The organism is Candidatus Rhabdochlamydia sp. W815, from assembly GCF_018642185.1.
GTDB lineage: Bacteria > Chlamydiota > Chlamydiia > Chlamydiales > Rhabdochlamydiaceae > Rhabdochlamydia > Rhabdochlamydia oedothoracis.
Window position 1 is genome coordinate 1 of sequence record NZ_JAAVTY010000009.1, and the last position, 24,881, is coordinate 24,881.

Annotated in this window: 27 protein-coding genes and 1 pseudogene; 17 read left to right on the plus strand and 11 right to left on the minus strand. The window is 35.2% G+C overall.

The annotated features are described in order from the left end of the window. Positions 1 to 77: 77 nt before the first annotated feature. The 4 genes from RHOW815_RS01485 to RHOW815_RS01500 all read right to left on the minus strand — a co-directional run bounded on the left by RHOW815_RS01485 (position 78) and on the right by RHOW815_RS01500 (position 3,365). Complete coding sequence (locus RHOW815_RS01485; protein WP_215216606.1) at positions 78 to 476, minus strand: Hsp20/alpha crystallin family protein; 399 nt, start codon at positions 474 to 476, stop codon at positions 78 to 80. Positions 477 to 623: 147 nt separating this feature from the next. Continuing rightward, positions 624 to 1,409 carry an ABC transporter permease gene (locus RHOW815_RS01490; protein WP_215216607.1) on the minus strand — a complete coding sequence of 262 codons (786 nt, stop codon included), beginning with the start codon at positions 1,407 to 1,409 and terminating at the stop codon, positions 624 to 626. After that, complete coding sequence (locus RHOW815_RS01495; RefSeq protein WP_215216608.1) at positions 1,393 to 2,262, minus strand: ABC transporter permease; 870 nt, start codon at positions 2,260 to 2,262, stop codon at positions 1,393 to 1,395. Before RHOW815_RS01495 ends, RHOW815_RS01490 begins: the two co-directional genes overlap by 17 nt. After that, positions 2,259 to 3,365, minus strand: coding sequence for an ABC transporter ATP-binding protein (locus tag RHOW815_RS01500; RefSeq protein WP_215216609.1), 1,107 nt, complete (start codon positions 3,363 to 3,365; stop codon positions 2,259 to 2,261). The genes RHOW815_RS01495 and RHOW815_RS01500 overlap by 4 nt, the downstream gene beginning before the upstream one ends. A gap of 283 nt (positions 3,366 to 3,648) precedes the next feature. Between RHOW815_RS01500 and trxB the strand changes: the two genes are divergently transcribed. Together trxB and RHOW815_RS01510 are read left to right on the plus strand one after the other, a co-directional pair. Continuing rightward, complete coding sequence (trxB, locus tag RHOW815_RS01505) at positions 3,649 to 4,599, plus strand: thioredoxin-disulfide reductase (protein ID WP_215216610.1); 951 nt, start codon at positions 3,649 to 3,651, stop codon at positions 4,597 to 4,599. Between the two features lie 4 nt (positions 4,600 to 4,603). Further along, positions 4,604 to 5,410 carry a hypothetical protein gene (locus RHOW815_RS01510; RefSeq protein ID WP_215216611.1) on the plus strand — a complete coding sequence of 269 codons (807 nt, stop codon included), beginning with the start codon at positions 4,604 to 4,606 and terminating at the stop codon, positions 5,408 to 5,410. Here the strand turns inward: RHOW815_RS01510 and acpS are convergent. After that, the gene (gene acpS, locus RHOW815_RS01515; protein ID WP_215216612.1) at positions 5,407 to 5,787 is read right to left on the minus strand and encodes a holo-ACP synthase; all 381 of its coding nucleotides are present in this window, start codon (positions 5,785 to 5,787) and stop codon (positions 5,407 to 5,409) included. The two genes, RHOW815_RS01510 and acpS, sit on opposite strands and share 4 nt — an antisense overlap. Beyond that, entirely contained in the window at positions 5,780 to 6,850 is a 1,071-nt protein-coding gene (locus RHOW815_RS01520; protein WP_245397566.1) for a PIN/TRAM domain-containing protein, read from the minus strand. Before RHOW815_RS01520 ends, acpS begins: the two co-directional genes overlap by 8 nt. Before the next feature lie 175 nt (positions 6,851 to 7,025). Here RHOW815_RS01520 and RHOW815_RS01525 point away from each other — a divergent pair, with 175 nt between their 5' ends. Both RHOW815_RS01525 and RHOW815_RS01530 read left to right on the plus strand, forming a co-directional pair. After that, a complete protein-coding gene (locus tag RHOW815_RS01525) occupies positions 7,026 to 7,451 on the plus strand; it encodes a hypothetical protein (protein ID WP_215216613.1) in 426 nt (141 codons plus the stop codon). 16 nt (positions 7,452 to 7,467) lie between these two features. Continuing rightward, positions 7,468 to 8,634: a prolipoprotein diacylglyceryl transferase gene (locus RHOW815_RS01530; protein ID WP_215216614.1), complete on the plus strand. Its 1,167-nt coding sequence runs from the start codon at positions 7,468 to 7,470 to the stop codon at positions 8,632 to 8,634. Here the strand turns inward: RHOW815_RS01530 and RHOW815_RS01535 are convergent. Then, entirely contained in the window at positions 8,573 to 10,402 is a 1,830-nt protein-coding gene (locus RHOW815_RS01535) for a hypothetical protein (RefSeq protein WP_215216615.1), read from the minus strand. The two genes, RHOW815_RS01530 and RHOW815_RS01535, sit on opposite strands and share 62 nt — an antisense overlap. A 423-nt stretch (positions 10,403 to 10,825) precedes the next feature. On the opposite strand from RHOW815_RS01535, the gene RHOW815_RS01540 reads away from it, so the two are divergent. The 4 genes from RHOW815_RS01540 (at position 10,826) to RHOW815_RS01555 (ending at position 12,423) form a co-directional block, all read left to right on the plus strand. Next, positions 10,826 to 11,368 carry a peptidylprolyl isomerase gene (locus RHOW815_RS01540; RefSeq protein WP_215216631.1) on the plus strand — a complete coding sequence of 181 codons (543 nt, stop codon included), beginning with the start codon at positions 10,826 to 10,828 and terminating at the stop codon, positions 11,366 to 11,368. Positions 11,369 to 11,551: 183 nt separating this feature from the next. Next, on the plus strand, positions 11,552 to 11,899 hold the full coding sequence (locus RHOW815_RS01545) for a DUF948 domain-containing protein (protein WP_215216616.1): 348 nt from the start codon (positions 11,552 to 11,554) through the stop codon (positions 11,897 to 11,899). Positions 11,900 to 11,911: 12 nt separating this feature from the next. Next, positions 11,912 to 12,211 (plus strand): hypothetical protein, encoded by a 300-nt coding sequence (locus tag RHOW815_RS01550; protein WP_215216617.1) that lies wholly within the window; start codon positions 11,912 to 11,914, stop codon positions 12,209 to 12,211. Then, positions 12,208 to 12,423 (plus strand): hypothetical protein, encoded by a 216-nt coding sequence (locus RHOW815_RS01555; RefSeq protein ID WP_215216618.1) that lies wholly within the window; start codon positions 12,208 to 12,210, stop codon positions 12,421 to 12,423. The genes RHOW815_RS01550 and RHOW815_RS01555 overlap by 4 nt, the downstream gene beginning before the upstream one ends. Before the next feature lie 250 nt (positions 12,424 to 12,673). Here RHOW815_RS01555 and RHOW815_RS01560 read toward each other — a convergent pair whose 3' ends face one another. Continuing rightward, positions 12,674 to 12,940 (minus strand): hypothetical protein, encoded by a 267-nt coding sequence (locus RHOW815_RS01560; protein ID WP_215216619.1) that lies wholly within the window; start codon positions 12,938 to 12,940, stop codon positions 12,674 to 12,676. Positions 12,941 to 12,983: 43 nt separating this feature from the next. Here RHOW815_RS01560 and RHOW815_RS01565 point away from each other — a divergent pair. Then, positions 12,984 to 13,121: pseudogene (locus RHOW815_RS01565) on the plus strand (transposase); the annotation flags it as partial. A 91-nt stretch (positions 13,122 to 13,212) separates the two neighbouring features. Here the strand turns inward: RHOW815_RS01565 and RHOW815_RS01570 are convergent. Beyond that, positions 13,213 to 14,271 carry an ABC transporter substrate-binding protein gene (locus RHOW815_RS01570; RefSeq protein WP_215216620.1) on the minus strand — a complete coding sequence of 353 codons (1,059 nt, stop codon included), beginning with the start codon at positions 14,269 to 14,271 and terminating at the stop codon, positions 13,213 to 13,215. 165 nt (positions 14,272 to 14,436) lie between these two features. Between RHOW815_RS01570 and RHOW815_RS01575 the strand changes: the two genes are divergently transcribed. Then, complete coding sequence (locus RHOW815_RS01575) at positions 14,437 to 15,441, plus strand: KamA family radical SAM protein (protein ID WP_215216621.1); 1,005 nt, start codon at positions 14,437 to 14,439, stop codon at positions 15,439 to 15,441. Here the strand turns inward: RHOW815_RS01575 and argS are convergent. Together argS and RHOW815_RS01585 are read right to left on the minus strand one after the other, a co-directional pair. After that, positions 15,412 to 17,157, minus strand: coding sequence for an arginine--tRNA ligase (argS, locus tag RHOW815_RS01580; RefSeq protein ID WP_215216622.1), 1,746 nt, complete (start codon positions 17,155 to 17,157; stop codon positions 15,412 to 15,414). The genes RHOW815_RS01575 and argS overlap by 30 nt on opposite strands. 3 nt (positions 17,158 to 17,160) lie before the next feature. Beyond that, entirely contained in the window at positions 17,161 to 18,270 is a 1,110-nt protein-coding gene (locus RHOW815_RS01585) for a Glu/Leu/Phe/Val family dehydrogenase (RefSeq protein WP_215216623.1), read from the minus strand. 457 nt (positions 18,271 to 18,727) lie between these two features. Between RHOW815_RS01585 and RHOW815_RS01590 the strand changes: the two genes are divergently transcribed. From RHOW815_RS01590 to RHOW815_RS01620, 7 genes are all read left to right on the plus strand, one after another. Next, positions 18,728 to 19,453 (plus strand): DUF2709 domain-containing protein, encoded by a 726-nt coding sequence (locus RHOW815_RS01590; RefSeq protein WP_434062189.1) that lies wholly within the window; start codon positions 18,728 to 18,730, stop codon positions 19,451 to 19,453. A gap of 13 nt (positions 19,454 to 19,466) precedes the next feature. Then, complete coding sequence (gene tsaE / locus RHOW815_RS01595) at positions 19,467 to 19,904, plus strand: tRNA (adenosine(37)-N6)-threonylcarbamoyltransferase complex ATPase subunit type 1 TsaE (protein WP_215216632.1); 438 nt, start codon at positions 19,467 to 19,469, stop codon at positions 19,902 to 19,904. After that, positions 19,897 to 20,529 (plus strand): ribosome biogenesis GTP-binding protein YihA/YsxC, encoded by a 633-nt coding sequence (gene yihA / locus RHOW815_RS01600; RefSeq protein WP_215216625.1) that lies wholly within the window; start codon positions 19,897 to 19,899, stop codon positions 20,527 to 20,529. The genes tsaE and yihA overlap by 8 nt, the downstream gene beginning before the upstream one ends. Continuing rightward, the gene (locus RHOW815_RS01605) at positions 20,526 to 21,275 is read left to right on the plus strand and encodes a putative quorum-sensing-regulated virulence factor (RefSeq protein ID WP_215216626.1); all 750 of its coding nucleotides are present in this window, start codon (positions 20,526 to 20,528) and stop codon (positions 21,273 to 21,275) included. Before yihA ends, RHOW815_RS01605 begins: the two co-directional genes overlap by 4 nt. A gap of 15 nt (positions 21,276 to 21,290) precedes the next feature. After that, positions 21,291 to 22,490 carry a phosphoglycerate kinase gene (locus RHOW815_RS01610; RefSeq protein WP_215216627.1) on the plus strand — a complete coding sequence of 400 codons (1,200 nt, stop codon included), beginning with the start codon at positions 21,291 to 21,293 and terminating at the stop codon, positions 22,488 to 22,490. Positions 22,491 to 22,590: 100 nt separating this feature from the next. Continuing rightward, positions 22,591 to 24,153, plus strand: coding sequence for an Npt1/Npt2 family nucleotide transporter (locus tag RHOW815_RS01615; protein WP_215216628.1), 1,563 nt, complete (start codon positions 22,591 to 22,593; stop codon positions 24,151 to 24,153). A 400-nt stretch (positions 24,154 to 24,553) separates the two neighbouring features. After that, positions 24,554 to 24,881, plus strand: a 328-nt coding sequence (locus RHOW815_RS01620) for a transposase (RefSeq protein ID WP_215216629.1), incomplete at its 3' end; no start/stop codon positions are given.

Sequence of the window (24,881 nt, forward strand, 5' to 3'; positions counted from 1 at the left end):
GATTATCTACAAACATGCTATGCTCGGGTGCACAATAGATGTTTTTTCAAGTATTTATATGTTCTTTTTTGTGCACTTCAAGGTTGAAAGGGCCAAGCATCTGGTTCTTGATTCTCGTCTATTTCATCAGGAAGAACAATATTGTAAGAATAAGATCGAAAAGATTTTTTATAAAATTTTTTATTTTTATCTATTTCTTCTTCTTTCTTTTCACCTTTTATCCAAAGCATTCCTTTATTTAAATTTATTTCAATCTCGTCTGATTTTAAACCAGGCATAGCTGCTTCTATAACAATATTATTTTTTTCATCATAAATGGTAAGTCCTTGATCTTTTCCTTCACTTTGAAGAATTTGTTCAAATTCTTGCAAAAAACCGGGCAAGGCATTTATAGATCCTTTTTTGATATTAAACATGGATGGAAGTAATTTGGACATTTTAAATTCTCCTTTGCTATAAGATATGATCTCTTTCATACACGTCTGAATAAACTTAGGTACTGCGCAGTAGAAGGGCAATTTCTTTTTTTTGCCAGTGCTTTCAACACCTACTTTAGCTGTACTTGCTTTTGTAGTTAATTAATGGTTAAAATTCAATTATTTTCGATCTTTCTTCTTTAAATTTTAAAAGATTTTTGTTCTAGATTTAATGGAAAAAAAGAGAAACACAAGAAAGCTGCTTAATGTCAGCAAAATAGCTGAGAGGGCATTGACAACAGGGGAAATCCCTGAGCGTAACATGGATAGTATGTAGAGGGAAAGAGTTTGACTATTACTGCCAACACAAAAGTAAGAAAGAATAAAGTCATCAAAAGAGAGAATAAAAACCAGTAGACCCGTTGCAATAAGAGATGGTCGTAGCAGGGGTAGTATTACGCGTAAAAATGTCTGAATAGGTGTAGCTCCTAGCACTAAAGAGGCCTCTGTCATGCGATCATCCAATTCTAAGAATCGAGCATAAACAATAGGAATAACAAATCCCAATCCTAAGACTGTATGGGCAACAATTAAAGTGTCAATTCCTAAAGAAACCTTAATTATGGTAAAGAACCCGAGCAAGCCAATTGCCAATACGGTTTCAGGAATGATGAGATTTCCATAGAATAGCGTTAAAAAAGTACGAATCCTCCCTCCTTGAGAGCAATAAAAGATTAAAAAAATACCCATTAATAGACTTAAAAGAGTTGCAGAAAAAGCTACGATTAAGGAATTAAGAAAAGATTGCCAAAGGTGTTCAGATTGAAATAGCTCTACATACCAATTCCAAGTAAATCCTTCCCAGGGAGAGGGGAAAGAAGCTGTATTAAAAGAAAAAATAAGAAGAACAGCTAAGGGAACATACAGGAATAAATAAACCGCTGCAATAGATAAAAGGGAAATGACTTTTGCTAAACTATTTTTTTGTTTCATAAGCGCGTCCAGGGATCATACGATCGATTAAAAAATAGAGAAGAATAGCACTTAGCAAAAGACAAATCGAAGCCACTGCTGTAAAAGCAGCTCCCAATGAACTTGTTTGTTCGTCGAGAATAAAGCTAGAAATTACAGTCCCCACAAACATCCACTTATCTCCACCCATGAGCTCTGGAATTGCAAACTCGCCAAAAGAAGGAATAAAGACTAAGAAAAATCCTGCCTGTAATCCTCGTTTAGTTAAAGGCAGTAGCACGCGACGCAGAGTATGAAACCAACTTGCACCTAAATCATAAGAGGCCTCTATAAGACGATTATCAATTTGTTCCATAGCCGAGTAAAGAGGCATAACCATGAAAGGCAAGTAGTAATAGACCATCATAATCATGATAGCAAAGGGGGTATTTAACATATGTAAGGGATTGTCTATAATCCCTATTAATTGCAAGAATTGATTAATAAGTCCTTTTTTTTCTAATACGAAAAACCAAGCGTACACATGTAAAAGAAAGTTAGTCCAGAAAGGCACAATTAATAAAAATAGCAGTACATTTTTAAATCTCTTACTATTAAAGGTCAAAAAATAAGCAAAAGGATAGGCAATGGTTAAGCAAATACAAGCATTGCTCAGAGCTAAAATTAAAGAATTAAAGATCACTTTTAAATATACAGGACGTAAAAAAAAAGTGATTTTTTGTAGAGTGATGCCTCCGATAGCGCCTGTGTTCGTTATGTATAAAAAGCTAGAAATAAAAATCATTGCGAGTGGTAAATAGAAAAATAATACCTGCCAGATCATTGCAGACGATCCTATGAAAAATGGCAAATCAGAAGATAATTTTGGCTTCATCTTTCTAAGATCACCACGTTCTCTTTTTGCCAATACAAAAATACTTCGTTATCATAATCAATGACCTCTTGTGGAAAGTGCTCTTCATTTTGTTCAAAAACTTGAATACGCATTTCATTTTTTATCAGAATGTTATATTGAGTAGACCTTCCATGATAAACAATGGATTGAACAGAGCCTTTTAGAGTATTAGAAAAGTTAGGAACGGCTTTTTTAGAGATAAAAATCTTCTCAGGTCGCAAACTAATCATGATCTGACGCCCTTCATCCATCCATTCTTTTTTTTGTGGAATATCAATTTTGAATCGACCTAGGTTAGGGATTTCAATTTCAGGGCCCTGATTTAAGTAGCGCAGTTGACCGTTTAAAATATTTGTGGTTCCTACAAACTTTGCAACAAAAGAAGAGATGGGGAATTCATAAATTTCTTTAGGAGTACCTATCTGCTCTATTTCTCCTTTATGGTTCATAATGGCCATTTGATCAGCTACGGTCAAGGCCTCAAATTGGTCATGAGTAACATAGATAAAAGTAGTTTTTAGTTTATCTTGTAGTTCAATCAACTCTAGCAACATTTTTTCACGCAACTTAAAATCTAAAGCAGCAAGAGGTTCGTCTAAAAGCAGAACAGTTGGCTCATCTACGATAGCTCTAGCTAAGGCAACACGTTGCTGTTGACCTCCAGAGAGTTGACTGGGGTATTTGTAGATATGTTGTTCTAAATGAAAGGATTCCAAGATCTTAATGACTTTTTGTTGAATGATTTCTTTAGAGAGTTTTTTAAGATTAAGACTATAGGCAACATTATTAAATACGTTTAGGTGAGGGAAAAGAGCATAATTCTGAAATACTATATTAACAGGTCTTTTGTAAATAGGCCAATTAGTAATTTCACTATCTCCTAAATAGATTCTTCCCGATTCAGCGCTCTCTAATCCAGCAATTAGTCTGAGTAGGGTGGTTTTGCCGCATCCACTCGGACCTAAAAGAGCAAAAAACTTACCAGCAGGAATCGTTAAATTGACTTCTGGGATAATAACCCCTCCATCTAGGGATTTTCTTAAAGCTTCTAACCGTATGCTCCGCGTTTTTTGTGTGATCATTTTTGTTATCCGATAGCTGGTTTATCTTTAATCTTTACAAGTGTTTAATTTTATGATCAAAATGTTTTACTGCATAGTATTTTTAGAGCAAATGGGAGAAGCTTATCTTTTTTATTTTTCTAAACTAGCGTTTATATATATAATTTTTTTAAATCATCTTTTTATGCTTTGTTTAATTCTTTTTAAAGAACTTCCAGCTGGAATCTTTCCTTGAGATAAAACCTGTTCTTTCTTATTTTTTCTAAAGTAGTTGATTTTATAGATGCATAACAAAAGTTTAGATATGAAACGAACAAAACTTGTAATCATTGGGTCTGGGCCTGCTGCTCTTACTGCCACTATTTATGCAGCTCGTGCAAATTTAGAGCCCATTGTCTTTGAAGGTTTTGCTTCTGGACCAGTTGGTGGGCAGCTAATGACCACAACCGATGTAGAAAATTTTCCCGGTTTTCCTGAAGGAATACAAGGACCTGAGCTGATGGATCGTATGCGTAAACAAGCAGTGCGCTTTGGAGCACAAATTTTGACAGAAGATGTGATTGCAGTAGAGCTGGAAAAAAGGCCATTTATGATAAAGGGACGCCGAACTTCAATACAAGTAGATGCATTGGTAATTGCAACAGGCGCTATAGCTCGTCGCCTTAATGTACCAGGAGCAGGGGATAAAGAATTTTGGCAAAAAGGAGTTACTGCATGTGCTGTATGTGATGGAGCATCCCCTATTTTTCGCAATCAGGATTTATATGTGATTGGGGGAGGAGACACTGCTGTAGAAGAGGCGATTTTTTTAACAAAATATGGAAAGAAGGTCTTTTTGGTACATCGTAGGGAAGAATTGCGTGCTTCTGAAATTATGGCTGATCGTGTAAAGAAAAATCCTAAAATAGAGATTCTTTGGAATCAGGAATTAGTGCGTATCGAAGGGGATACGGTTGTTCGTAAAGTGGTTTTAAAAAATGTAAAAACCCATCAAGAAAGTACTTTTTCAGCGGGCGGGGTGTTTTTTGCCATTGGACATGATCCCAATACCAAATTTTTAGGAAACCAACTGAAGCTAAAAGAAAATAACTATATTCATATAGAGCCAGGTAGCTCTAAAACCAGCGTAGAGGGGGTCTTTGCCGCTGGAGATGTGCATGATCATATTTACCGTCAAGCTGTTACAGCAGCAGCAACTGGATGTATAGCTGCATTAGATGCAGAGAGATGGCTATCTGAAAAAGGACATCTTTAAAGTCATGGCTCTACTTACGAAAATTGCTATTTTTCTTCCTTTAAGTTGTTTTGCTTTAACAACAAAACCTTGGTTATCCGATCTGTTTGAAGCAGATTTGATACCAAGATATACCTATCGGCATTATCCCGACGTACAGGGAGCAACCAAACCCTTTGCTTCAAACGATCAAATTTTATCAATTGGATTAGGAGCTACTTTATCTACACATTTTGATTTTGAATTAGAATTAGAAGTCGCTAATACAGCTCAGCAGTCTTGGGGAATGCGTAGTGGGGCTATGCAAATGCGTTACCTGTGGTTAGATGATGTCGCAGGAGATCCTATAAGTTTCCTTACAGGACTTAGCTTGCGCGATGTCTCTAAACGGAATCTGCGTGATGTGGGCTGTCCTTATTCTGCCCGTATAAACTGGGAATTGTTTTCAGCGATTGGTAAAGAATTCTCTGATGGAGCTAACTGGACTACCCGTATTTACGCTTGGTTAGCGGCAGGAATTGCCACCCGAGGCTCTTGGTGGACAAGGCAAGAGATCTCCTATGAGAACAATTGGTGCAATCGCCATCATTTAAAACTATTTTTGCAAGGGGATTTTGGTTTTGGAGATCTTCGGCAAGTAGTGGTAGATCATTTTAATGGCTGGGGAAGGTATCATCATCAATCCATTGATTTAGGCATATGTTATAGATGTCAGCTAGATTATTATGGTACTTTTAGTCTAAGTTATGCCTATCGTGTGTTTGCAAGAACATTTCCTGAGCGAGTACATTGTCTGACTTTGCTGTATTGCTTTCCTTTCTGTTTGTTTTAATTCTTTGTCCACAGAGCAGTAGCTGTTGCATATGACCTGCAATGACTCATGGAGAGAAGTATACAGGTTCCCTCGGTTTTCTTTTGAAGCTTTGTGCTGAAATAGACAATCGGTTTTCCGGAAACATCGTTGATAATTTCTATATCTTGCCAAGTGATGTGTTCGGTAAAGCCAGTTCCTAGAGCTTTTACAATAGCTTCTTTTGCGGAAAAACGCGCTGCAAAATGAGGAGTAGGGTCCTTGTGTTTTAGACAATAATCTTGTTCTTTGGGCGTAAATATCCGAGATATAAGACGATATCCGTGATTATCGATGCTTTGTCTAATTCTTTCAATTTCAATAATATCTGTTCCAAGTCCTAAAATGTGGTTACTCATGACTCTCTTCGTGCTCATACTCTTGATTGGATTCACCATCCATTGCATTACAAAATACCATGCGTCCTGAACTAGTATGTTTAACAGAAAGAACCTTTGCATCAACCATATCGCCTATATAATTCCCGCCACCATTTATAACGACCATTGTCCCATCGTCTAGATAACCAACCCCTTGTCTAGGTTCTTTGCCATAGCGCTGTACTTTAATTTTTATGAATTCTCCTGCCTGCATCAAAGGTTTTAAGGAGTTAGAAAGGGTATGGATGTTAATGACACGGATATCTTCAATTTCAGCAATTTGCATACGGCTAATATCTGCTGTGAGTAGGTTTGCATCTAAGAGACGAGCTAAGCGCAGTAGTTTGCCTTGTACATCTTTAACATCTGGAAAATCCGTATCATTGAAACGCAAGCCTAATTCAGCGATCAGCTCAATTTTTTTAAGCACTTCTAAACATTTTTTAGCTTTAAGCTTGGAAAATTCATCACCAATTTCCGCTTGAGTATAGAGCTCTTTAATAATAAAGCGTGGAATAATGATTTGATTATCTAATAAACCAGTAGTGGCAAGATCGATAATCCGAGCATCTGAGAGAACAGAGCTATCAATGATTAAATCCTTCTTTTTTTCTGCTGTAGGAGCAAACTTAATGAAAGGGATGCTTACATAGAGTTCATCCGCTGCTCTTAATGTCATAATTGTACCTAGATAGGTACCAAACAAGAATAAGGCAATTTTTAACATCTCTAAAGTTTGAGGTTGTAGGGAAATCGATGCACGACTGATATCTAGAATAGCATCGAATACCAATACCAGAGCCTGTCCCATTAAATAGCCAAGAAAGATACCAATAACTGCAATGTTGAAAGAGCGTAAATTAAACCTTTTAAATAATAGATCAAAGCTAATGAGAAACAATCCAAAGACAAAGCCTATTAATACGCCGATAAGAATATTGGTCTGTATGTTTCCAGAAGTGTTGGAGATCATAAACGTGGTCATGAAAAATATACTTAGGACTACAAAGAGGATGCGGATAAAGGCAACAGAGAGATTCATGAGGTTCTCCTAAGATGACGTAAAACGTTGAATAAAATTTTGTTTTTAGTAAAATGTTTATACTCATTCTAGATAGCAATACCTTTTTTGTCGATAAGCTTAGCTTTGAATTTAGGCTATTCGTTTAACAGAATATTCTGTTAGACTCATTAGACAAACTAACAGGAGCATGAATATGCGCTTAGGTCGATTTGGATGGATTGTAGTAAGTGGAGTAATATGGCTGATTATAGGTGGTTTTTTGCTATCGATGGGACTTTACTTACTGATTTTACAACCCTCTTTACAAAGTCGAGAACATGCCATGGTTTTGTTTTGCTTAGGGTTAGTTTTGGGGTTCATAAAAGGGTATTTTATTCTTTCTAAAACCGCGCAAAAAGCGGTAAAAAGGATATCCTTGATTCCAGAGCCCATTTCTATTCTACAAGTATACCCTCCTATATATTTAGGTTTGGTCATTGGTATGATGTTGTTGGGAATGGGTTTAAGATGGTTAGAAATAACCTCTTCTATTCGAGGTGTCATCGATGTAGCAGTAGGATTTGCTTTAATGAGTACTTCTAGAGTCTATTTCCAGTCAGCCTATATATTAAAACAATAAAGATAGCTTGTTTTTTATGTTTGGATTTTTATATTGGGATCCTAATCCAATGGTATTTCATTTTCTACTTCCTCTCATCCACAGACCATTGATGTGGTATGGTGTTTTATTTGCACTAGGGTTTATCGTAGGATATTCTATTTTTCGTTATTGTTGGCTGCGTTATCGCTTATTTTCTTTAAAATTTTCTAAACAAGATATTATTTGCTGGCCTTTATTTTTACAAAAAAAACATAAGTCTTCCTATCTACATATGCTTTTCGAAGCATTTCCTCAAAAAGTAAAACGATTTTGTCAGCAAAAGCAGGAAAATGTCCCTGAGGAAATTAAGAAAGAGGTAATTCAAGCGATAAATCATACCGTTGATCATCCAATCGATCTTCCAAATCCTCCTCAAGCAGAACCGTCTTTTATAGGCTTTGCTAAAAAATATATGAGCGCTTTTCAAATAGAAAAAGTGCAATCTTTTTTTAGATTGGACATTTGGCTACAGCCTTGGATTTTATCTTTTAGAAAACGCAATACGGTTATCATAGAAAGATTAACCACTTATTTGATTATAGGGATGCTCATTGGAGCTAAGCTTGGTGACTTTATCTTTTATCAAAACTGGATGGTTATTTATCAAAATCCTCAAGCCATTTTTGCCTTTTGGGAAGCAGGTCTTGCTAGTCATGGCGCTGCTTTGGGGATTTTAGCCACCCTATGGTTGTTTTGTCACAGATATAAGCTTAGCACTTTGCATATAATTGATTTAGTTGTTATTCCCACTCCTTTAGTTGGATCTTTTATTCGTCTAGGAAATTTTGTCAACCAGGAGATTTTAGGTGTCCCAACAGATCTTCCCTGGGGGGTAATTTTTCTACACCCTGTAGGATCTGCAGCTATTGTTGCACGCCATCCTGTGCAATTATATGAAGCATTGAGTTACGCAATTCTAACTGCTTGTTTATTTTTTTTATGGAAAAAAGAGCCCTCTTTAACACACAAGGGAAGAATAACCGGTTGGTTTTTCATTTCTGTGTTTAGCGTTCGGTTTATCTTAGAATTTTTTAAAGAAGAACAAAGCGCTTATCTCATATATTTACCCTTTAAAATGGGGCAAATTTTAAGCATTCCCTTTATTTTGTTTGGGGTTTGGCTTCTTTATCGATCTTATAAAAAATCTTTTCGCAGAGCTTAGCATCGATAGGGATTAAAGGAAGAATATCTTGACTTAACTTATCTATTTGACTGTGCAATTCTTGAGAAGAAAGAGGTTTTATATAAATGATATGCCATTTGATAAACCTTTCTATACAAGACTCTGTTGAATAAGAAAATAAGTTATACCAAGCGTATTTATATAAGGTCCATATGCGTCTAGAAAGCTGATCGGCGTATATGACTAATTTAGGATGTTTTTGTAAGTATTCTTCATAAACTTGGTTTACGAATTGTTCGTGGGTCTCAAAAGTTGTTTGCGTCCATTTTTGATGAATAAATTGTAATAAAAAAGGATTTATACCGATTTCAATCTTTTGACAAAGCATGTCTCCTTGGATGACCCAGGGATAGATTTTTTTTTCAATTTCTTTCCATTTTTTATTTTTTATCAATTCTTCTACTTTTTTAAAAAATTGGTTAATTACTTGCAGTAGATAATAAAAACTTTGTTTGGGATTATCAATTAATGCATGGGCAATTTCCTCTTCTATTTTTTTTGCAATACAAGGGGAAATTTTTTGTAATAGCTCTTCATCAAGTGTAAGATTTTTCCAAATAAGAACTTCTAAAAGCTCTTTTTGCTCTGTTAAATTAGGTAAAAGAATCGCTTCTTGGTAGGCATTCCAGATTGTAGAGAGTACATGTTCTACAGAATGGCAAAGTCGATCATTTTCCATTAATGCAAGCTCTGCCATGATAAAAGTATACACCACCTGTGATAAGTTTGGCTTTTTTTCCTTATTCACAGGATATACCGCTAAAATAGCTTCTTGTAATTCAAGTTGAGTTAAAGTTTTTGGCATTTGAGCAGCTAAAGCATAAAGGGCTATAATTCGCTTGAGTTGATTGCATAAAGCGCTCTTTGATTTTTTATACAGACTGTGCCTATGTAGGAAGTTTTCTAAATAGACTCTTTGTTCTTTTGAAGCGAATGCTTCAAAAGAGATAGTGGGATATAGTTTATCTGCAAGGATTAGAGAAGTATAATCATGGATGATTTCTTCAGAAATGGACAAAGGAAAAGCATAAAGAGCGCGAAGGCTCATTAGTGTGTTATGTTCTAGCTGACGATGTGTAATATTAGGGTGTTTTGTCGTTTCTTCTAAAATGGTTTTTACTATCAGTTCATCTATTTGATTATACTCATGGTAAGGACTGATATGATAATTTAAATGAGGATCTAGCTGGCATTGAGTTGTCCAGATCATTTTTGTTAATTCTTCTAGCTGAGGTTCTTCTCCATCAATTGCTGCAATGCATTCACTAATTCGACTTGCCATCTGATAAGCGGGATAATAAGGAACAGAAAAATTAGGCTTTTTTAAATGCAGGTGGTTTTTGAGATTTTGCTTAATTAAAAAAAGGATATTTACTTTGCCCTCATCAGTGATAGCTTCAGGTTGATCTTGAATTTGTTTTGTGTATAAAACAAGTTTTTCCCATGTTTTTTTTATTGCAGAAACACTTATTCGAAATTGAGGGAATTTCTTTTGAAATTCAGGAGTCATTTTTTCTAGAAGATACTGCTCTAATTGCATGGACCAAACTTTAGTCGGAGCATTTGGCATCTCTTGTTTCATTCTTCGAGATAAAAATAAATTTACTTCAGAATAAGGATGATATAGTTCTGGTACTTCATCAATCGGAATCAGATAGGAACAAGAACATTCTTTATTTGATTTTCTTTTTGTAGGCCGATTTAAAGAGCCAAATAAATGGTCATTAGACTTTGTTAGTTTAGTCATGAATTTCTTACAATAAGTAAACTGTTTTTTATAATGTGTATTTTCTTATCTAGCTGAGTTGATTTTTTTTTGTCTAATAAAATTTTAAAATAAATTAGAAAAATAAATGGTTTTAATAAATTTAAAACAAAAAAATCTCGATCAGAACTTACTCTCAACTGTATTTTAACTAATTTTATAATTTTATTTAAAATTCATTAAAATCTGGAAAAGAATTTATTTTCTAATTCATGAAGCATTTTGCAAATAAAAATAGGCTATAAATAAATGTTTTTTTTCTTTTAGGCTTAGGAATAAAAAATCATTTGGTTGCTTTTGTAGAAATTTATGATAAACTATTAATCCTATAAAAGGAGGACTAAGATGTCTGGCTTTTTTCCGTATTTGATCATTTTATTAACTAATTTTGCTTTCTTAAATCCCATGCAATCTTTAGAGGTACAAAAAGTGGAATCTAAACAATCTTTAGAAGAAGAACGAGTAAATCTTAAAACACCCGTTGTTATTTTTGAAACAAATCTCGGTACAATTGAGTTGCAACTCTTTCCTGATATCGCTCCCAAGGCCTGCGAGAATTTTTTAGGTCTGGTAAAAAACAAAAAGTACGATGGAACTATTTTTCATCGTGTCATTAAAGAGTTTATGATTCAAGGTGGAGATCCTAAAGGAAATGGCACTGGAGGAGAATCCATTTGGGGCAAAAGTTTTGAAGATGAAGTAACGTCTGAAAAAATATTCAATAAAAAAGGTCTACTTGCAATGGCTAACTCAGGGCCTAATACAAATGGTAGCCAGTTCTTTATTACAACAACAGACAATGCTTATTGGCTCAATAATAAACATACTATTTTTGGTGAAGTGATAAGCGACTATAAAATAGTAAAAAAAATTGAGGAAAGTAAAACAGACAGAGCTGATAAACCTTTGGAAGAAGTTAGAATTATCAAAGCCTCCGTAAAACCTTAATTTTTCCTATCAATAGGGCTGGAGTTCTTCTAGCCCTTTTAAGCACCTTATATAATTTTTTAAAATACAATTAATATTTAAAGTTTTATAATATACTTTTTATTTACATATTATTATAAATAATTGCACAATGTAAATTAAGAACAAGAATATAATATAATCTATTTTTTATAGAGAGTTTTCATGATTATTGAGGTTTGTGTAGCAGTAAGTACCATAGCCTTTGTGATTTTAGTCATTTTTTTAATTATGACGCTGCGAAACTCTTGTGCAACTTTAAAAAAAACTAAGAATACCTTAACTAAAGTTGAAGGGGAATTAAAGGAGATTTCTGCTGAAAGCCTTACTTTGCTTAAAAATGTAAATGATTTAACCGTAGATATAAAAGAAAAATCAGAGGCCTTAAATTTTCTATTCGATCCACTCCTTAAGCTTTCTCATGGAAAATCACATAAAGCAAAAAATAGCTATGAAAAACTTACAGAAGTAATTAATTATGTGGCAGATGCAGTGATCCTACTAAAAAAATAAAGGACGAGTAATATGTCAAATCTAAATAAAGATACAAAAAATATTCTTTTGGGGACTCTTATCGGAAGTGCTCTTGGTGCTAGTGCAATTATTCTTTTAAAGAGCTCTTCTTATAAAGATAGAAAATCTACCCTGCACTTAATAGGGAAAGCTCTTGCTAATGCAGGAGAGGTTGTCAAGGACAAAATTGAAGATCCCGAGAGTTTACTCAAAGAGCTAGATAAGAAAATTGCAAAAAACGAAGATAAGCTGGCCGACATCTTAGAATTAGCAGCTGCAGGAATGCAGCTATGGAAAAAACTGACAAAATGAAGGTAAATATGTTTCAACCAGATCATTCATGTAAAAATCTATTTTTGGGGACCTTTTTAGGAATTGCTCTAGGGGCTCTTACTACTTTATACTTAGATACCAATGGAGGAAAGAGTCTTCAAAAAGATGTTGTAAATAAATTATTTAAAGAAGTTAAAAAGCCTCGAGTTAAAAAAATCGCTAAACGAAGTAAAAAACAACTTAAAAGTTAAAAAAAACATCTCTTATTAGCAAAGTCGTTATTTGCTATTTGAACCTATCTTAAATTTAATTTACTTTTTAAAAATATTAGGAGTTATGCAGTTTTTTATAAGCTATAGCTGAGTTTCGAAATGCCCAAAAAGGCTGGTTGCGAGATTTTATTTTTATCTTCCTATTTACCAGGCTTAAATCCAATTGAACTATCTTTGGCTAACTTTAATCAACTCTTAATAAATTTTCCACTCTTTCAGAAGCTATTGATTAAGCGTTTTTACAAATGTGCTTAATAGCTGATGGTGTGTAAAATGCTCCAAAGTGGTTTTGGGCAAAATTGACAACTTGTTTAGCCGAACTAGGAACTTCTTCTTTTACCCTATATTCCTTACCCCCCAGGGTACAGGACATTAAAAGAGTAATTTGAATTTTTCTGGAAATTGTCCATTCCTTATTTTCCGCAGCCCTTATTATTGAAGCTATATTAAAAAAAATCATCTCATTTTTAAGTAAATTTTGTTTAGTTTTTGACAAACTAGAACATTCATTAACCTAATTTTTGATTTATAGGCGTCAAAGAAGATGGGTTGTAGAGCGTTCTTTTGCGTGGATAGAAAAATGTCGCAGGCTATGGAAAAATTGCGAAAGAAAACTACATACAAGTCTGAATATGGTGGTTCTCGCTTTTATTGCTCTACTTTTGAAAAGATTTTAAACAGGCTCTAAGAGAATTTATATTCCCCTTGTGTGCAATTAGAGAACTAAAACCCAAAACTGAGGTTCTTACCTAGAAAAAACCCTCTAGGTTAGTTGACTTTAATCTCCACCCAAATATCTCGCATTTTCTGTTGAGGAAGAAGATTTTTAAAAAAATGATACTTTTTAAAATCCTCTGCTAAACCATAAAAAATCTTATGTGCTTGAAGATCAAAATCCAGATCCTGCTTATCGTCTAAGGCAGGGAAAAGTCTAAAGGAATCCCAGTATACGCGTATGGATTCTTTTTGGTAGAGGTGATTGATAAATTGATAGACTAAAATCTCTTTATCGCACGTTTTAGGGATACAGAGATTTTCAATAGAAATAAAAGATCCTTCTTTAGGAACAACAAAATCAATAAAGTCAAAATTGCGTTTTGAGCGAAAAATATAGGAGCTAGAAGCCACTGCTAGGGGGGAGTTTTTAGTAGCTAGAAAGTAATCTGCTCGCGAGGTTGCATAGGCTGCTACCCATGGCTTTTGTTGTAACAAAAGGTCTTTTACTTTTTCGGCTTGATTTTTGGAGAGAGAAGAAATGGGGCCACATAGGTAAAATGCAGCTATTTCAATGGCTTCAATGGGATCATTCACCATAACAATGCGATAATCTACTAATTTTGGGTCAAAAATCATGCTCCAAGAGGGTATAAAAAGTTTGGTAAAAAAATCTCTATCGATTCCTAAGCCATAAACCTCCCAAAAAAGTGGAATAGAATAATGATTTTCCGGATCAAAGAAATGCCCTAATAATTCGGGAAGGAGCTGATGAAAGAAGGGAAGTTTCTTTCGATCTAATTCTTTGATTAATTGATTTTTAACCAAAATACTCACTGCATAATCAGAAGGTATGACCAGATCATAGCCTTGCCCTTCTGTTGCTTTTAGCTTCAGAATCAATTCTTCATTAGAGGAATAGTTATTAACATTCACTCTAATGCCTGTTTTTTTCTCGAAGCTTTGAATGATCTCCTCATTTAAAATACCACCCCATGTAAAAACATTAATCGAGTCTTTAGAAGCAGAAGAAAATTTAGGCCCATATAAAAAACATGCTAATAAAAAAATCCAAATAGAGATAATGAGCACTCGAGTAAGGGATTTGGGCATAAAAACCTTTATTATATCTTTTAGGAAAGAAGGTTTTAATTTTAGGATTAAACTGTTTTATTGCATAGCATTTTAAAAACCTTAAATCTAGTTTTTATGGTAATAAATTGATTCTAAATCGATAAGCCCATAGAATGTCTTAGAAAATTACCCATGTTTTAACCCATGTCAAAAACATCTTGCTGGAGAGCTATACAAAAAAAGAGTTTTACCAATTGGAAGTCTTTACTTTCCTATTTAAAACTTCCTTTAGAAGAAGCGGAAAAAAAAGTACTGATTTCTTCTCATTTTGTACTCAATCTTCCTTATCGATTAGCGAAAAAAATAAAAAAGGGTGATTGGAAAGATCCTTTATTACTGCAGTTTCTTCCCCTTAAACAAGAACTCCAGGATCACCCATTATTTGTATCCGATCCTGTTTTAGATAGCTCTTTTACAAAAACCTCTAAGCTTCTTCATAAATATACAGGAAGAGCTTTACTTCTGTGCACAAGCGCTTGCGCTATGCATTGTAGATATTGTTTTCGACAAAACTTCGCTTATGAAAAAGAAACCCTTGATTTTAATAAAGAGCTTGAAGAATTAGCACAAGATGTAAGCTTAACAGAGATTATCCTAAGTGGAGGAGATCCTCTTTCGCTAAGCAATGCAAAACTTAAACATTTATTGGAAGGATTAAATCAAATCCCCCACATTCAGAAGATTCGCTTTCACACGCGTTTTCCGATTGGAATTCCTGAGAGAATCGATGCTGAATTGATTTCTCTGCTTTCTTGTTTGGATAAACAAGTGATTTTTGTCATACATTCCAATCACCCAAAAGAACTAGATAATGCTATTTTTACAGCACTAAAACGGATTCAAAAGCTGGGAATTCCCCTACTTTGCCAAACGGTTTTATTGCATCAAATAAATGACGATCTAAAAGTATTAGCCGATTTATTTACTATGCTTAGTAACCATGGCATTCTACCTTATTACTTACATCAGCTCGATCGTGTAAAAGGCACACAACATTTTGAAGCATCTATAGAAAAGGGACGGGAATTAATCAAACAACTCTCTGCTAGACTTCCTGGGTATTGTATCCCCAAGTATGTACAAGAAATCCCCAACCAACCGAATAAGACTGTAGTCGATCTACATTCTTTCCAAAGTTCGCAAACCTAAAATAGACAACCCTTTTTTTAAAACCTGAGCCGTTGCCTCTGATAGCAATAACCGGCTGTTTTCTTCACTACTACCTTCTACCCTACAATCACGGAAAAAAGCATGAAACTTTTCTGCCAAGGCGTACAGATAATCACATAAACGGTTTGGTAAAAGATCTTGCGACATCCTTTGTAGCGTTTCTGGAAAAAGGCATAAATGAAAAGCCATCGCCACTTCAGAAGGATGAGAAAGTACAATAGGCCCTTTTACAACTTCTTTCCCTATTTTACGCTTAATGCCTTGAATACGTACATAAGCATATAATAAAAACGCAGCGGTATTTCCTTCAAATCTTAACATCCGATCATAGCTAAAAACATAATCTTTGATTCTATGGCAACAAAGATCTGCATATTTTACGGCATCTATGCCTAAAATTTTAGCGCTCTTTTCTAATTCTTCTTCTGATAGAAAGGGAAGTCTTGTCTCTAGAATTTGTTTAGCTCTTTGAATAGCACCCATTAATAGATCGATCAGTTTTTCCGTCTCACCAGATCTAGTTTTAAATTTTTTCCCATCAGGGCCTAATACAACACCAAAAGGGACATGATCTAATTGTAATTGTTTGGGATCAAAATAATCGGCTTTTTCAGCTGCTTTAAAAATCATGGCAAAATGCAAACTTTGCCCTGCATCGGTTATAATAATAATCCGAGTCGCTTTTTCTTTTTGCACCCGATGATAAAGCGCTGCCATATCTGTGGTTTCATAATTGTAGCCCCCATCTGATTTTTGCACGATCATAGGCAAGGGAGCGTTATCTCTTCCTATAAAACCATCTAAGAAGATACATTTTGCTCCATTAGATATCGCAACTAACCCTTTTTGCTCTAAATCCGCAACTATTTGCGCAAGATAAGGACTATAAAAAGACTCTCCTCTTTCTATTAAACGAACATTTAAAAGCCGATAAATTTCTCGAAAAGCAGCCTTGGAAACCTCACAAATTCTCTCCCAAATCTGAAAAGAGCTTTTATTTCCTTGTTGTAATTTCACCACTTCTAGTTGAGATAGTTTTTTAAATTCCGGATCTTGATCAAAATGGTGTTTTGCTTTTTTATACCAGCTCATTAAAGTGGAAAGATCGATCGCATCTTGAAAAGTATTCAATTCATATTTTTGAATATAAGCAATTAGCATGCCAAATTGCGTGCCAAAGTCCCCTATATGGTTTAAACGCAATACCTCATAACCTAAAAACTCAAATAGTCTAGCGAGAGCATCACCGATAATTGTCGATCGCAAATGCCCAACATGCAGCTCTTTTGCAATATTAGGAGAAGAGAATTCTACAATAATTTTTTCTCTTTTTGCTAAAGGAACCCCTAAGCGCTCATCTGAAAGCATAGATTCGATTCGCTTAGCTAAAAAATCTGGAGATAGAAAGATATTAATAAAGCCAGCACCTGCAATCTCTATTTTTTCAATCATTTTATGACCTGCTGGGTCGTAAAGATCTATTACATCCACAATCTGCTTTGCAATCTGCCTAGGATTCCCCTTTACTATTTTAGCAATTTTTAAAGCGCTATTACATTGGTAATGCCCAAATTGAGGCTGTGTGCTCTCTGTAATTTCTGCTTGCAAAAGCATGGGGTCTACCATTTCAGTAGAAAAACGGTTAGCAATCGCCTGCGTTGCTTTTTCCTCTATTAAACTAATTAAATGAGTCATAAATTACATGGATGCATGATGAAAATAAGGAGGTTCTATGCGCTTACCAATTTGATACTTTAGACGATAATCGCCAAAAGAAAGCGCTGCCCTATGAGTGGAGAAGCGATTTTGCTCGGCAATTTTATAAATAACCATGAGCTGGTCATAAATGCGATTTACGCGATTACGAGCTCGAATCGGACTATACCCTTCTGCCTCTAGCTCTAGCGATACATTGATTAATCCTCCTGCATTGATAATAAAATCAGGAGCATACAAAATGCCACGACTAGCTAACTCATCAGCATCGCTATCATTAAGTAGTTGGTTATTAGCACAACCAGCAACAGCTAAACAGCGCAAAAGAGGAATGGTGCGAGAGTTTAATATCCCACCCATAGCACAAGGCGCTAGCACATCGCATTCTGCTTTTAAGATTTCTTCTGTAGAGAGAATAACAGCACCGGTGAGCTGCTGAAGCTCTAAACATCTTTTTTGATCCAGATCGCTAATGATGAGATGGGCTCCAGCCCAAAAGAGCAACCTAGCCAATTCAAAACCTACCGTACCTATACCTTGAATTGCTATCTTACGACCTTCTAAATCAGAAGAATTGTATATTTTCTTGAGGGCGGATTGTATCCCTCTAAAAGTTCCCCAAGCTGTAAAAATAGCAGGATTTCCACTGCTTTTTTCATGAGGCAGACCTACTACATAAGGAGTGGTTTTGCTAATAAGCAGAACATCTTCAGGAGAACAACCTACATCTTCTGCACAAATGTATTCTCCTTTAAGTTGATGTACTGCTTCTGCAAAAGCAGAGAGTAGTTCTTTTGTCTTATCCACTTTAGGATCTGCTATAATAACAGCTTTTCCTCCCCCCCAGGAACACTCAGACAGAAGAGACTTATAAGTCATGGCTTTTGCAAGGCGCATTACATCTTTTAAAGCTATTTCTTCATTGGGATAGGGATAAATGCGTATACCACCTAAAGTGGGTCCTATAACGCTAGAGTGTATACAAATAATTGCATGTAGTCCCACTTCTGGATTTAGCACTCTAATTATTTTTTCATAACCAGAAACCGAAATTTCTTCTAAAGTAAGCGTTTTTTCACAGGCTTGGGCCATTAGATGCCTCCTAAAATAGCTAACAGAGGTTTTTTATACCTTTAAAGTAAAACAAGACGTTAAAATAATTTTTTTTGTTTACAATTTCTGCTAAAATAAACATTTTCACGGCATGATAACATAAACAGAAATGATTATCTACAAATTATTTATTTGTTAAGAGCCTTAGCAATGAACAAACACAATTATGTTTAGAGAGGCAATAGTTCTCGAACATTAGATTTCTTGCATAACCCCTTATTTTAAAGCTTTCATTTATAGATTCCTATCTTAACAAAAGCATTTCCAGCTATATCGCTTAAACAATCATATCTCATGGATTAAAATACTTTAAAATTTTAGATTGCTTATTGGTTATGCAAGAGATCTATTAACTTGAACATTAAATAGATCCTAAGATACTCTTTTCTTTTCCACAAATTTAATGATTTGACTGTAAGAGGGAAAAATGTCGGTTATTGCAATTCCAGAAACTATTAAAAGCGAAATGCTTAGATTCTTAAAAAAGAATAAAAAAGCGGATTTAATCACAACTTATCTCTTTTTTTTAGAAAAAAAATTTAACTTAAAGCCCGTACTCTTCATACGAGATAAAATGATCTATCAGAGCAGAGAAGATCTTATTCATAGATTGGAAGAAGCGGGTAAGCTTTGGCGTGAAACAGAAATTAAAATTCAATATGGACAGGAAAGTGTTAACGAACAGAGTAAAAAAATCTATATATGTCCATTTACAGGAAAGGTATTTGCAGATAATACACACCCTAACCCGCAAGATGCCATCTACGATTGGGTTTCCAAATGCCCTGAAAATACCGAACGGGTCGGTGGATTGAAAGCAAAAAGATTCTTGGTTTCAGAAGACTTCGACGTGATAAAAAACTATATTGTCAAGCGCAAAGAACCCATTAAAAAAATTGTCTTTTCCTCTGCTGTTACTGGTAAATTATTTAACAGTAAAGAAGCGGTAATTCAAGACTTTGTTCAAAACCAGCTAAAAAATATTCCTTTAGAAGAAGTGCCCAGTCAAAATCGCTATCAGATTGAAGAGCACTTCATGTCTTTTATTCAGACTCATTTAGAAGAAGGAAAAATTAATGCTTTTGTAGAAACCCTTGCTAATTACGATGAATTTTCTGCCTTTGTAGACTTATGGCTAGAAGAAGAGAGGGAAGAGACTTAAAAAGAGATTTTTGATGGAGCAGAGTTTTATTAGTAGGTCCGCTCAAGAAACGCTCTGCATCGGACAGAAAATCGGATCACTTCTTATTGACCTACATCCGATAATTGGATTATTTGGGGATTTAGGAGCGGGGAAAACAACGCTGCTTAAAGGAATTATTTACGGTGCTGCAGGGATTGATTCCCAAGATGTTTGTAGTCCAACATTTAACTATCTCAATATTTATCAAGGAAAACTTTCATCTGTGTATCATTTTGATCTCTATCGCCTTCTCGATGCAACCCAGTTTGTATCTGCTGGATTTGATGATTTCTTTTACTTAAAAGGGCTCTGTTGTTTGGAATGGGCTGAAAAAATTGATTCCTTGCTACCTAAAGAAACCATTCGCATCTACATGACCCATCTTAATGAGGCACAAAGGCAAATTGTAGTAATGGGGTTGCATGTCTAAAAAATCTTTTTTTTACAATGCACAATTTATCACAGCCGCTGCTTGCGTTTCTGACTTCCCCCATATTAACAATCCCCAAAAGCTCCCCCTTAAAGAAGTTGCTATTGTAGGAAAATCTAATGTAGGCAAATCCTCTCTAATCAACTACCTTCTTAATAATTATACGATTGCTAAAACATCTTCAAAACCAGGAAAAACACAAACCATTAATTTTTTTACTGTTGATCAGCAATTTCTTCTAGTAGATCTTCCTGGTTATGGTTATGCAAGAGTAGACAAAAAAACCAAAGAAAAATGGAGCGAATTAATCGATCTCTATTTAAAAACACGTTCGAGTTTACGTTTGATTTTATTTTTAGTAGATATTCGACGATCTTTTACTGAAGATGATTTGAGCTTCATCAAATGGGCTCATTTTTATCATAAAAACTTGTTAATTATTTTTACCAAAAGCGATAAACTGAAAATCCAAGAAATAAAAAAGCAAATCCATGCTGCTTCCAAAACACTCTCATCTGTTTTCCCCATGCAGTCTTTTGAATTTTTCACTTGCTCTATTAAGGAGCCACAAAACAGAATAATTCTTACCGAAAAGATCAAATCATTACTCCAAGAAAAATCATGACCTTACTTCACAAAGATGTGTTTGTTTGCCTAGACTGCGAAACAACTGGGCTGGATCCAGACAAAGATGAAATTATTGAATTTGCTATTGCACGCTTTAATTTTGATACCATCATAGATTCTTTTGAAACATTAATTGAACCCTCTTTTTCTATACCAGAAGAGTCAACAGCTATTCACCATATTACAGATCAAATGGTAAAAGGAAAGCCAAAAATTCAAGAAATTCTACCTCGCATTTTTGAGCTTATTGACAATTATATTGTTATTGGCCATGGCATTACTAACGATATTTCTTTCTTAAATGCCTCTGCAAAAAAATATGCTGTTCCCAATAATCTTTCCTCTATCCGCTATGTAGATACCTTGCGATTAGCCCGTTTATATGGAGAAAGTCCTACCAACTCATTAGAAATGTTACGCAAACATTTTAACATCGCAGAAGAGGGTGCCCATCGAGCTATGAATGATGTTATAGTAAATATTAAAGTGTTTAAATTTCTTGCTAAACGTTATAAAACAGTCACGCAAATCCTTGAACGTTTAAAAAGACCTATTTTATTAAAAACCATGCCTCTTGGAAAACATAAAAGACGTAAATTCTCTGAAATACCTCTTGAGTATCTACGATGGGCTGCGCGTCAAAACTTTGATCAAGATTTGCTTTTTTCGATCCATCACGAACTAAAAAAACGCAAACAAGGTACACGCTTTTGTCAAGAAGCAAATCCTTTTTCTTCACTTTAAATAAAAAGTATTCTGATGAATAAACTCTCCTTAAAACAGCTTGATGTAAAAAATAAAAAAGTACTCTTGCGTGTCGATTTAAATGTCCCTATAAATGAAGAGGGAATCATTACAGATGATACGCGAATTAAAGAAGCACTAAATTCCATCCAGTATATCTTAAGAAATAAAGGATCTGTCATCCTAATGAGCCATCTTGGTAGACCAAAGGGGAAACCCGATCCAAAACTCTCATTAGAGCCTTGTGCCAAAGCTCTTGCCTTTTTACTCAAACGCCCTGTTTTAATGGCTAAAGACTGTATAGGTCCTAGCGCACAAAACTTAGTTACTCATCTACAACCAAATCAAATACTTTTATTGGAAAATCTACGATTTGATCCCGCAGAAGAAAACCCTTCAAGCAATCCAGAATTTGCTAAAAAACTAGCTAGTTTTGGAGATTTATATGTAAATGATGCCTTTGGAACAGCGCATCGAGAACATTCTTCGACTACAACTATTACAAAATACTTTCCTGGTAAATCCGCTATGGGATTTCTCATGCAAAAAGAAATCGATTCCTTAAGTTCTTTAATAAAAAATCCACAGCGTCCTTTTTATGCAATCATTGGTGGGGCAAAAATTTCAAGTAAACTGGGCGTGTTAAAGTCTCTCTTAAAAAAAGTAGACGGCTTGTTTATTGGAGGGGGGATGGCTTATACTCTATTAAAAGCCCAAGATTATCAAATTGGAAAATCTATTTGTGAAGAAAATCAGCTAGATGAGGCCCTGCAACTGATCAAAAGCTGTAAAGATCAAAAGCTACCGCTTTGGCTGCCTGTAGATTTGCTAATAGCAGATAACTTTTCCAAAGAGGCAAACAGCAAATACATCCAAGTTAATCAAGGAATCCCAGATGGTTGGGAAGGAATGGATATAGGAGAAGAAACCATTGCTATTTGGGAAAAAGCTCTTACAAAAGCTTCTACTATATTTTGGAATGGGCCTCTAGGAGTTTTTGAATTTCCTGCGTTTGCAAAAGGAACAGAAGCAATTGCTCGATGGATTGCTTCTTCAAAAGCCCTTTCAGTAGTAGGCGGTGGAGATTCAGTTGCTGCTATCAATCAACTGCACCTTGCTAGCTCTTTTTCGCATATCTCAACAGGAGGCGGAGCCTCTCTAGAATACCTAGAGTTTGGGCATCTGCCTGGAATAGATGGATTATCAGATAGTTAAATAAAATATTTTAAACAATTGCCTTTTATCTGCTTTTTTTTTTTATTATTGAAAAATAAGTAAAAAAGGTTATAATTTAAGGCAACTTCAAGGCAGGAATATGTTTGCGGCAGCAAAATTTAGCAAGTTACGCGCTTGTATATGGCCAATCTACCGCCATGAGCTGCTCAAGTTTGTGCCTCTTTTGTGTTTATTCTTTCTTATTGGATTCAATTACAGTCTCTTAAGAGCAACAAAAGACGCTCTTGTCATAACAGCCCCTTCCTCTGGTGCTGAAGCCCTCCCTTTTATTAAGGTCTGGGCCATTGTTCCCATGGCCTTTCTATTTACCTTCTTATTTACTAGAGTATCGAATCGTCTCTCTAGAGAAAAAACCTTCTATGCTATGATGAGCATCTTTATCGGGTTTTTTACGATATTTCTCTTCTTTCTATATCCTTTCCAAGACACACTGCATCCACACCATTTAGGCGATCGCATACAACAATCCCTACCTATGGGCTTTCAAGGCTTTATCGCTTTATTTCGCAATTGGACATTCACCTTATTCTACGTCATGTCAGAGATGTGGAGCACAATTATTATGACGGTCTTGCTCTGGGGATTTGCTAATGACGTGACCTCTGTTGATGATGCTAAACGCTATTATGGTCTACTTGGAATTGGAATTAATATATCGGGAATCGTTGCTGGTCAAGTCGCTACCTCGATGTCTCGCTTAAATTATCACCCCTTCCTGCCTTTTGGTAATAACGCTTGGGACCAAGCAGTCTTTTTTCTTACCTCTTTAGTAATTATAAACGGGATTTTATGCATGTTGATTTTCCGCTATATGCATAAAAAGAAACAAGGCTATAACTCAGAAAGTTACTTTGCTCAGAATGGAAATGAAAAAATTAAAATGGGTATGCGTAAAAATTTTGGCTACCTAGCTAAGTCTCCCTATCTTATCTGTATTGCTGTCATTGTGATAACCTATAATATCGCGATTAACTTAATTGAAGTGGTATGGAAGGATCAAGTGAAACAACTCTATCCCAACCCTGCTGACTTTAATGCCTATATGGGGCAAATCCTTAAGTGGATCGGCATTGTTGCTACGGTAACCAGCATCTTTATTTCCAGCGTGATCATTAGGCGGTTCAGTTGGACTTTTAGTGCTTTAGCTTCTCCTTTTATTCTTTTATTTACCGGAGTCGCTTTCTTTGCCTGCTTTTTCTTTAAAGATGTAGGTTTTGCTTCTATCTCTGCTTTCTTAGGAATTACCCCTCTGGCGCTTTGTGTCTTTTTTGGTTCCCTGCAAAACTGTTTAGCTAGAGCTTCTAAGTACACCTTATTCGATGTCACCAAAGAAATGGCCTTTACCCCTTTAAGCAAAGAATGTAAACAAAAAGGGAAAGCAGCTATTGATGGTGTGGGTTCTCGTCTTGGAAAATCAGGAGGCGCCCTCATCCATCAAACCCTTCTTATGTTCTTCGGAACCGTTGCTCTCAGCACCCCTTATGTTGCTATCATTCTCTTAGGAGTAATCAGCGCCTGGATGGTCTCCGTTCGTTCTTTAGGCCACCAATTTGATAACCTCATTGCCCATCAAGAGACATTAAAAGATCCCTATGAGGAACTATCTACAGAACCTGTGCTTGCTGAATCTAGCAATACTTAACAAGCGTCTTTTCTATTAGAATATTTGAACAATATCTTTTATTTAGTTATTCTTATAAGGGATTGGTCTTGTCCGTTTTTATGATGAATCACTCTTGCAGGTTGTTAGAGAGGTTATTAGCAACATTAACGCAATTCGAAAGAAAGTCATTTGCTTGTTTGGAGAAACGATAATTCAAATCTATGGGCTAATTCCAAAAAAATGCCCTAGGGCTGGGAATGTAGGTTATATTCCCCTTATGTGCAATTAGAGAACTCAAATCTCTTAGATGTTTAGTTCCAAAGTGTGATGGAGTGGGTTAGTTCTAAAACTTTTTGGTTTTTTTTGCCAACTTTTGATAATATGTTCAAATGGTGTCAATCCCTTTAGAGCCTGTTTAAAATCTTCTCATTAAGGTATAATGATAGTTTTCATAAAACCTTTGGAGGTAGTTATGACCCGCTCTTATCCAAGCGATATTTCTCGTAAACAATTTAGCAAAATCCATCTAATACTTGAGTCTACACGCAAAAAAACACGTCCACGAAGAGTTGATCTATATGATATTTTTTGTGGAATTTTGTACATTTTAACAAGTGGTTGCCAGTGGCGTATGTTACCCATAGAATATCCTAAATGGGAATTATGTGATTATTATTTCCCTCTTTGGAATAAAAAAGATGATAAAAATTCTAAGAGTATTCTTGAAATAGTTTTAAAAAAAATTAGTTGGCGAGGTCAGAAAAAGC

Coding starts and splice junctions, on each gene's coding strand:
- RHOW815_RS01485 (WP_215216606.1), bottom strand. CDS start 476: ATGAAAGAGATCATATCTTATAGCAAAGGAGAATTTAAAATGTCCAAA.
- RHOW815_RS01490 (WP_215216607.1), bottom strand. CDS start 1,409: ATGAAACAAAAAAATAGTTTAGCAAAAGTCATTTCCCTTTTATCTATT.
- RHOW815_RS01495 (WP_215216608.1), bottom strand. CDS start 2,262: ATGAAGCCAAAATTATCTTCTGATTTGCCATTTTTCATAGGATCGTCT.
- RHOW815_RS01500 (WP_215216609.1), bottom strand. CDS start 3,365: ATGATCACACAAAAAACGCGGAGCATACGGTTAGAAGCTTTAAGAAAA.
- trxB (WP_215216610.1), top strand. CDS start 3,649: ATGAAACGAACAAAACTTGTAATCATTGGGTCTGGGCCTGCTGCTCTT.
- RHOW815_RS01510 (WP_215216611.1), top strand. CDS start 4,604: ATGGCTCTACTTACGAAAATTGCTATTTTTCTTCCTTTAAGTTGTTTT.
- acpS (WP_215216612.1), bottom strand. CDS start 5,787: ATGAGTAACCACATTTTAGGACTTGGAACAGATATTATTGAAATTGAA.
- RHOW815_RS01520 (WP_245397566.1), bottom strand. CDS start 6,850: ATGAATCTCTCTGTTGCCTTTATCCGCATCCTCTTTGTAGTCCTAAGT.
- RHOW815_RS01525 (WP_215216613.1), top strand. CDS start 7,026: ATGCGCTTAGGTCGATTTGGATGGATTGTAGTAAGTGGAGTAATATGG.
- RHOW815_RS01530 (WP_215216614.1), top strand. CDS start 7,468: ATGTTTGGATTTTTATATTGGGATCCTAATCCAATGGTATTTCATTTT.
- RHOW815_RS01535 (WP_215216615.1), bottom strand. CDS start 10,402: ATGACTAAACTAACAAAGTCTAATGACCATTTATTTGGCTCTTTAAAT.
- RHOW815_RS01540 (WP_215216631.1), top strand. CDS start 10,826: ATGCAATCTTTAGAGGTACAAAAAGTGGAATCTAAACAATCTTTAGAA.
- RHOW815_RS01545 (WP_215216616.1), top strand. CDS start 11,552: ATGATTATTGAGGTTTGTGTAGCAGTAAGTACCATAGCCTTTGTGATT.
- RHOW815_RS01550 (WP_215216617.1), top strand. CDS start 11,912: ATGTCAAATCTAAATAAAGATACAAAAAATATTCTTTTGGGGACTCTT.
- RHOW815_RS01555 (WP_215216618.1), top strand. CDS start 12,208: ATGAAGGTAAATATGTTTCAACCAGATCATTCATGTAAAAATCTATTT.
- RHOW815_RS01570 (WP_215216620.1), bottom strand. CDS start 14,271: ATGCCCAAATCCCTTACTCGAGTGCTCATTATCTCTATTTGGATTTTT.
- RHOW815_RS01575 (WP_215216621.1), top strand. CDS start 14,437: ATGTCAAAAACATCTTGCTGGAGAGCTATACAAAAAAAGAGTTTTACC.
- argS (WP_215216622.1), bottom strand. CDS start 17,157: ATGACTCATTTAATTAGTTTAATAGAGGAAAAAGCAACGCAGGCGATT.
- RHOW815_RS01585 (WP_215216623.1), bottom strand. CDS start 18,270: ATGGCCCAAGCCTGTGAAAAAACGCTTACTTTAGAAGAAATTTCGGTT.
- tsaE (WP_215216632.1), top strand. CDS start 19,467: ATGGAGCAGAGTTTTATTAGTAGGTCCGCTCAAGAAACGCTCTGCATC.
- yihA (WP_215216625.1), top strand. CDS start 19,897: ATGTCTAAAAAATCTTTTTTTTACAATGCACAATTTATCACAGCCGCT.
- RHOW815_RS01605 (WP_215216626.1), top strand. CDS start 20,526: ATGACCTTACTTCACAAAGATGTGTTTGTTTGCCTAGACTGCGAAACA.
- RHOW815_RS01610 (WP_215216627.1), top strand. CDS start 21,291: ATGAATAAACTCTCCTTAAAACAGCTTGATGTAAAAAATAAAAAAGTA.
- RHOW815_RS01615 (WP_215216628.1), top strand. CDS start 22,591: ATGTTTGCGGCAGCAAAATTTAGCAAGTTACGCGCTTGTATATGGCCA.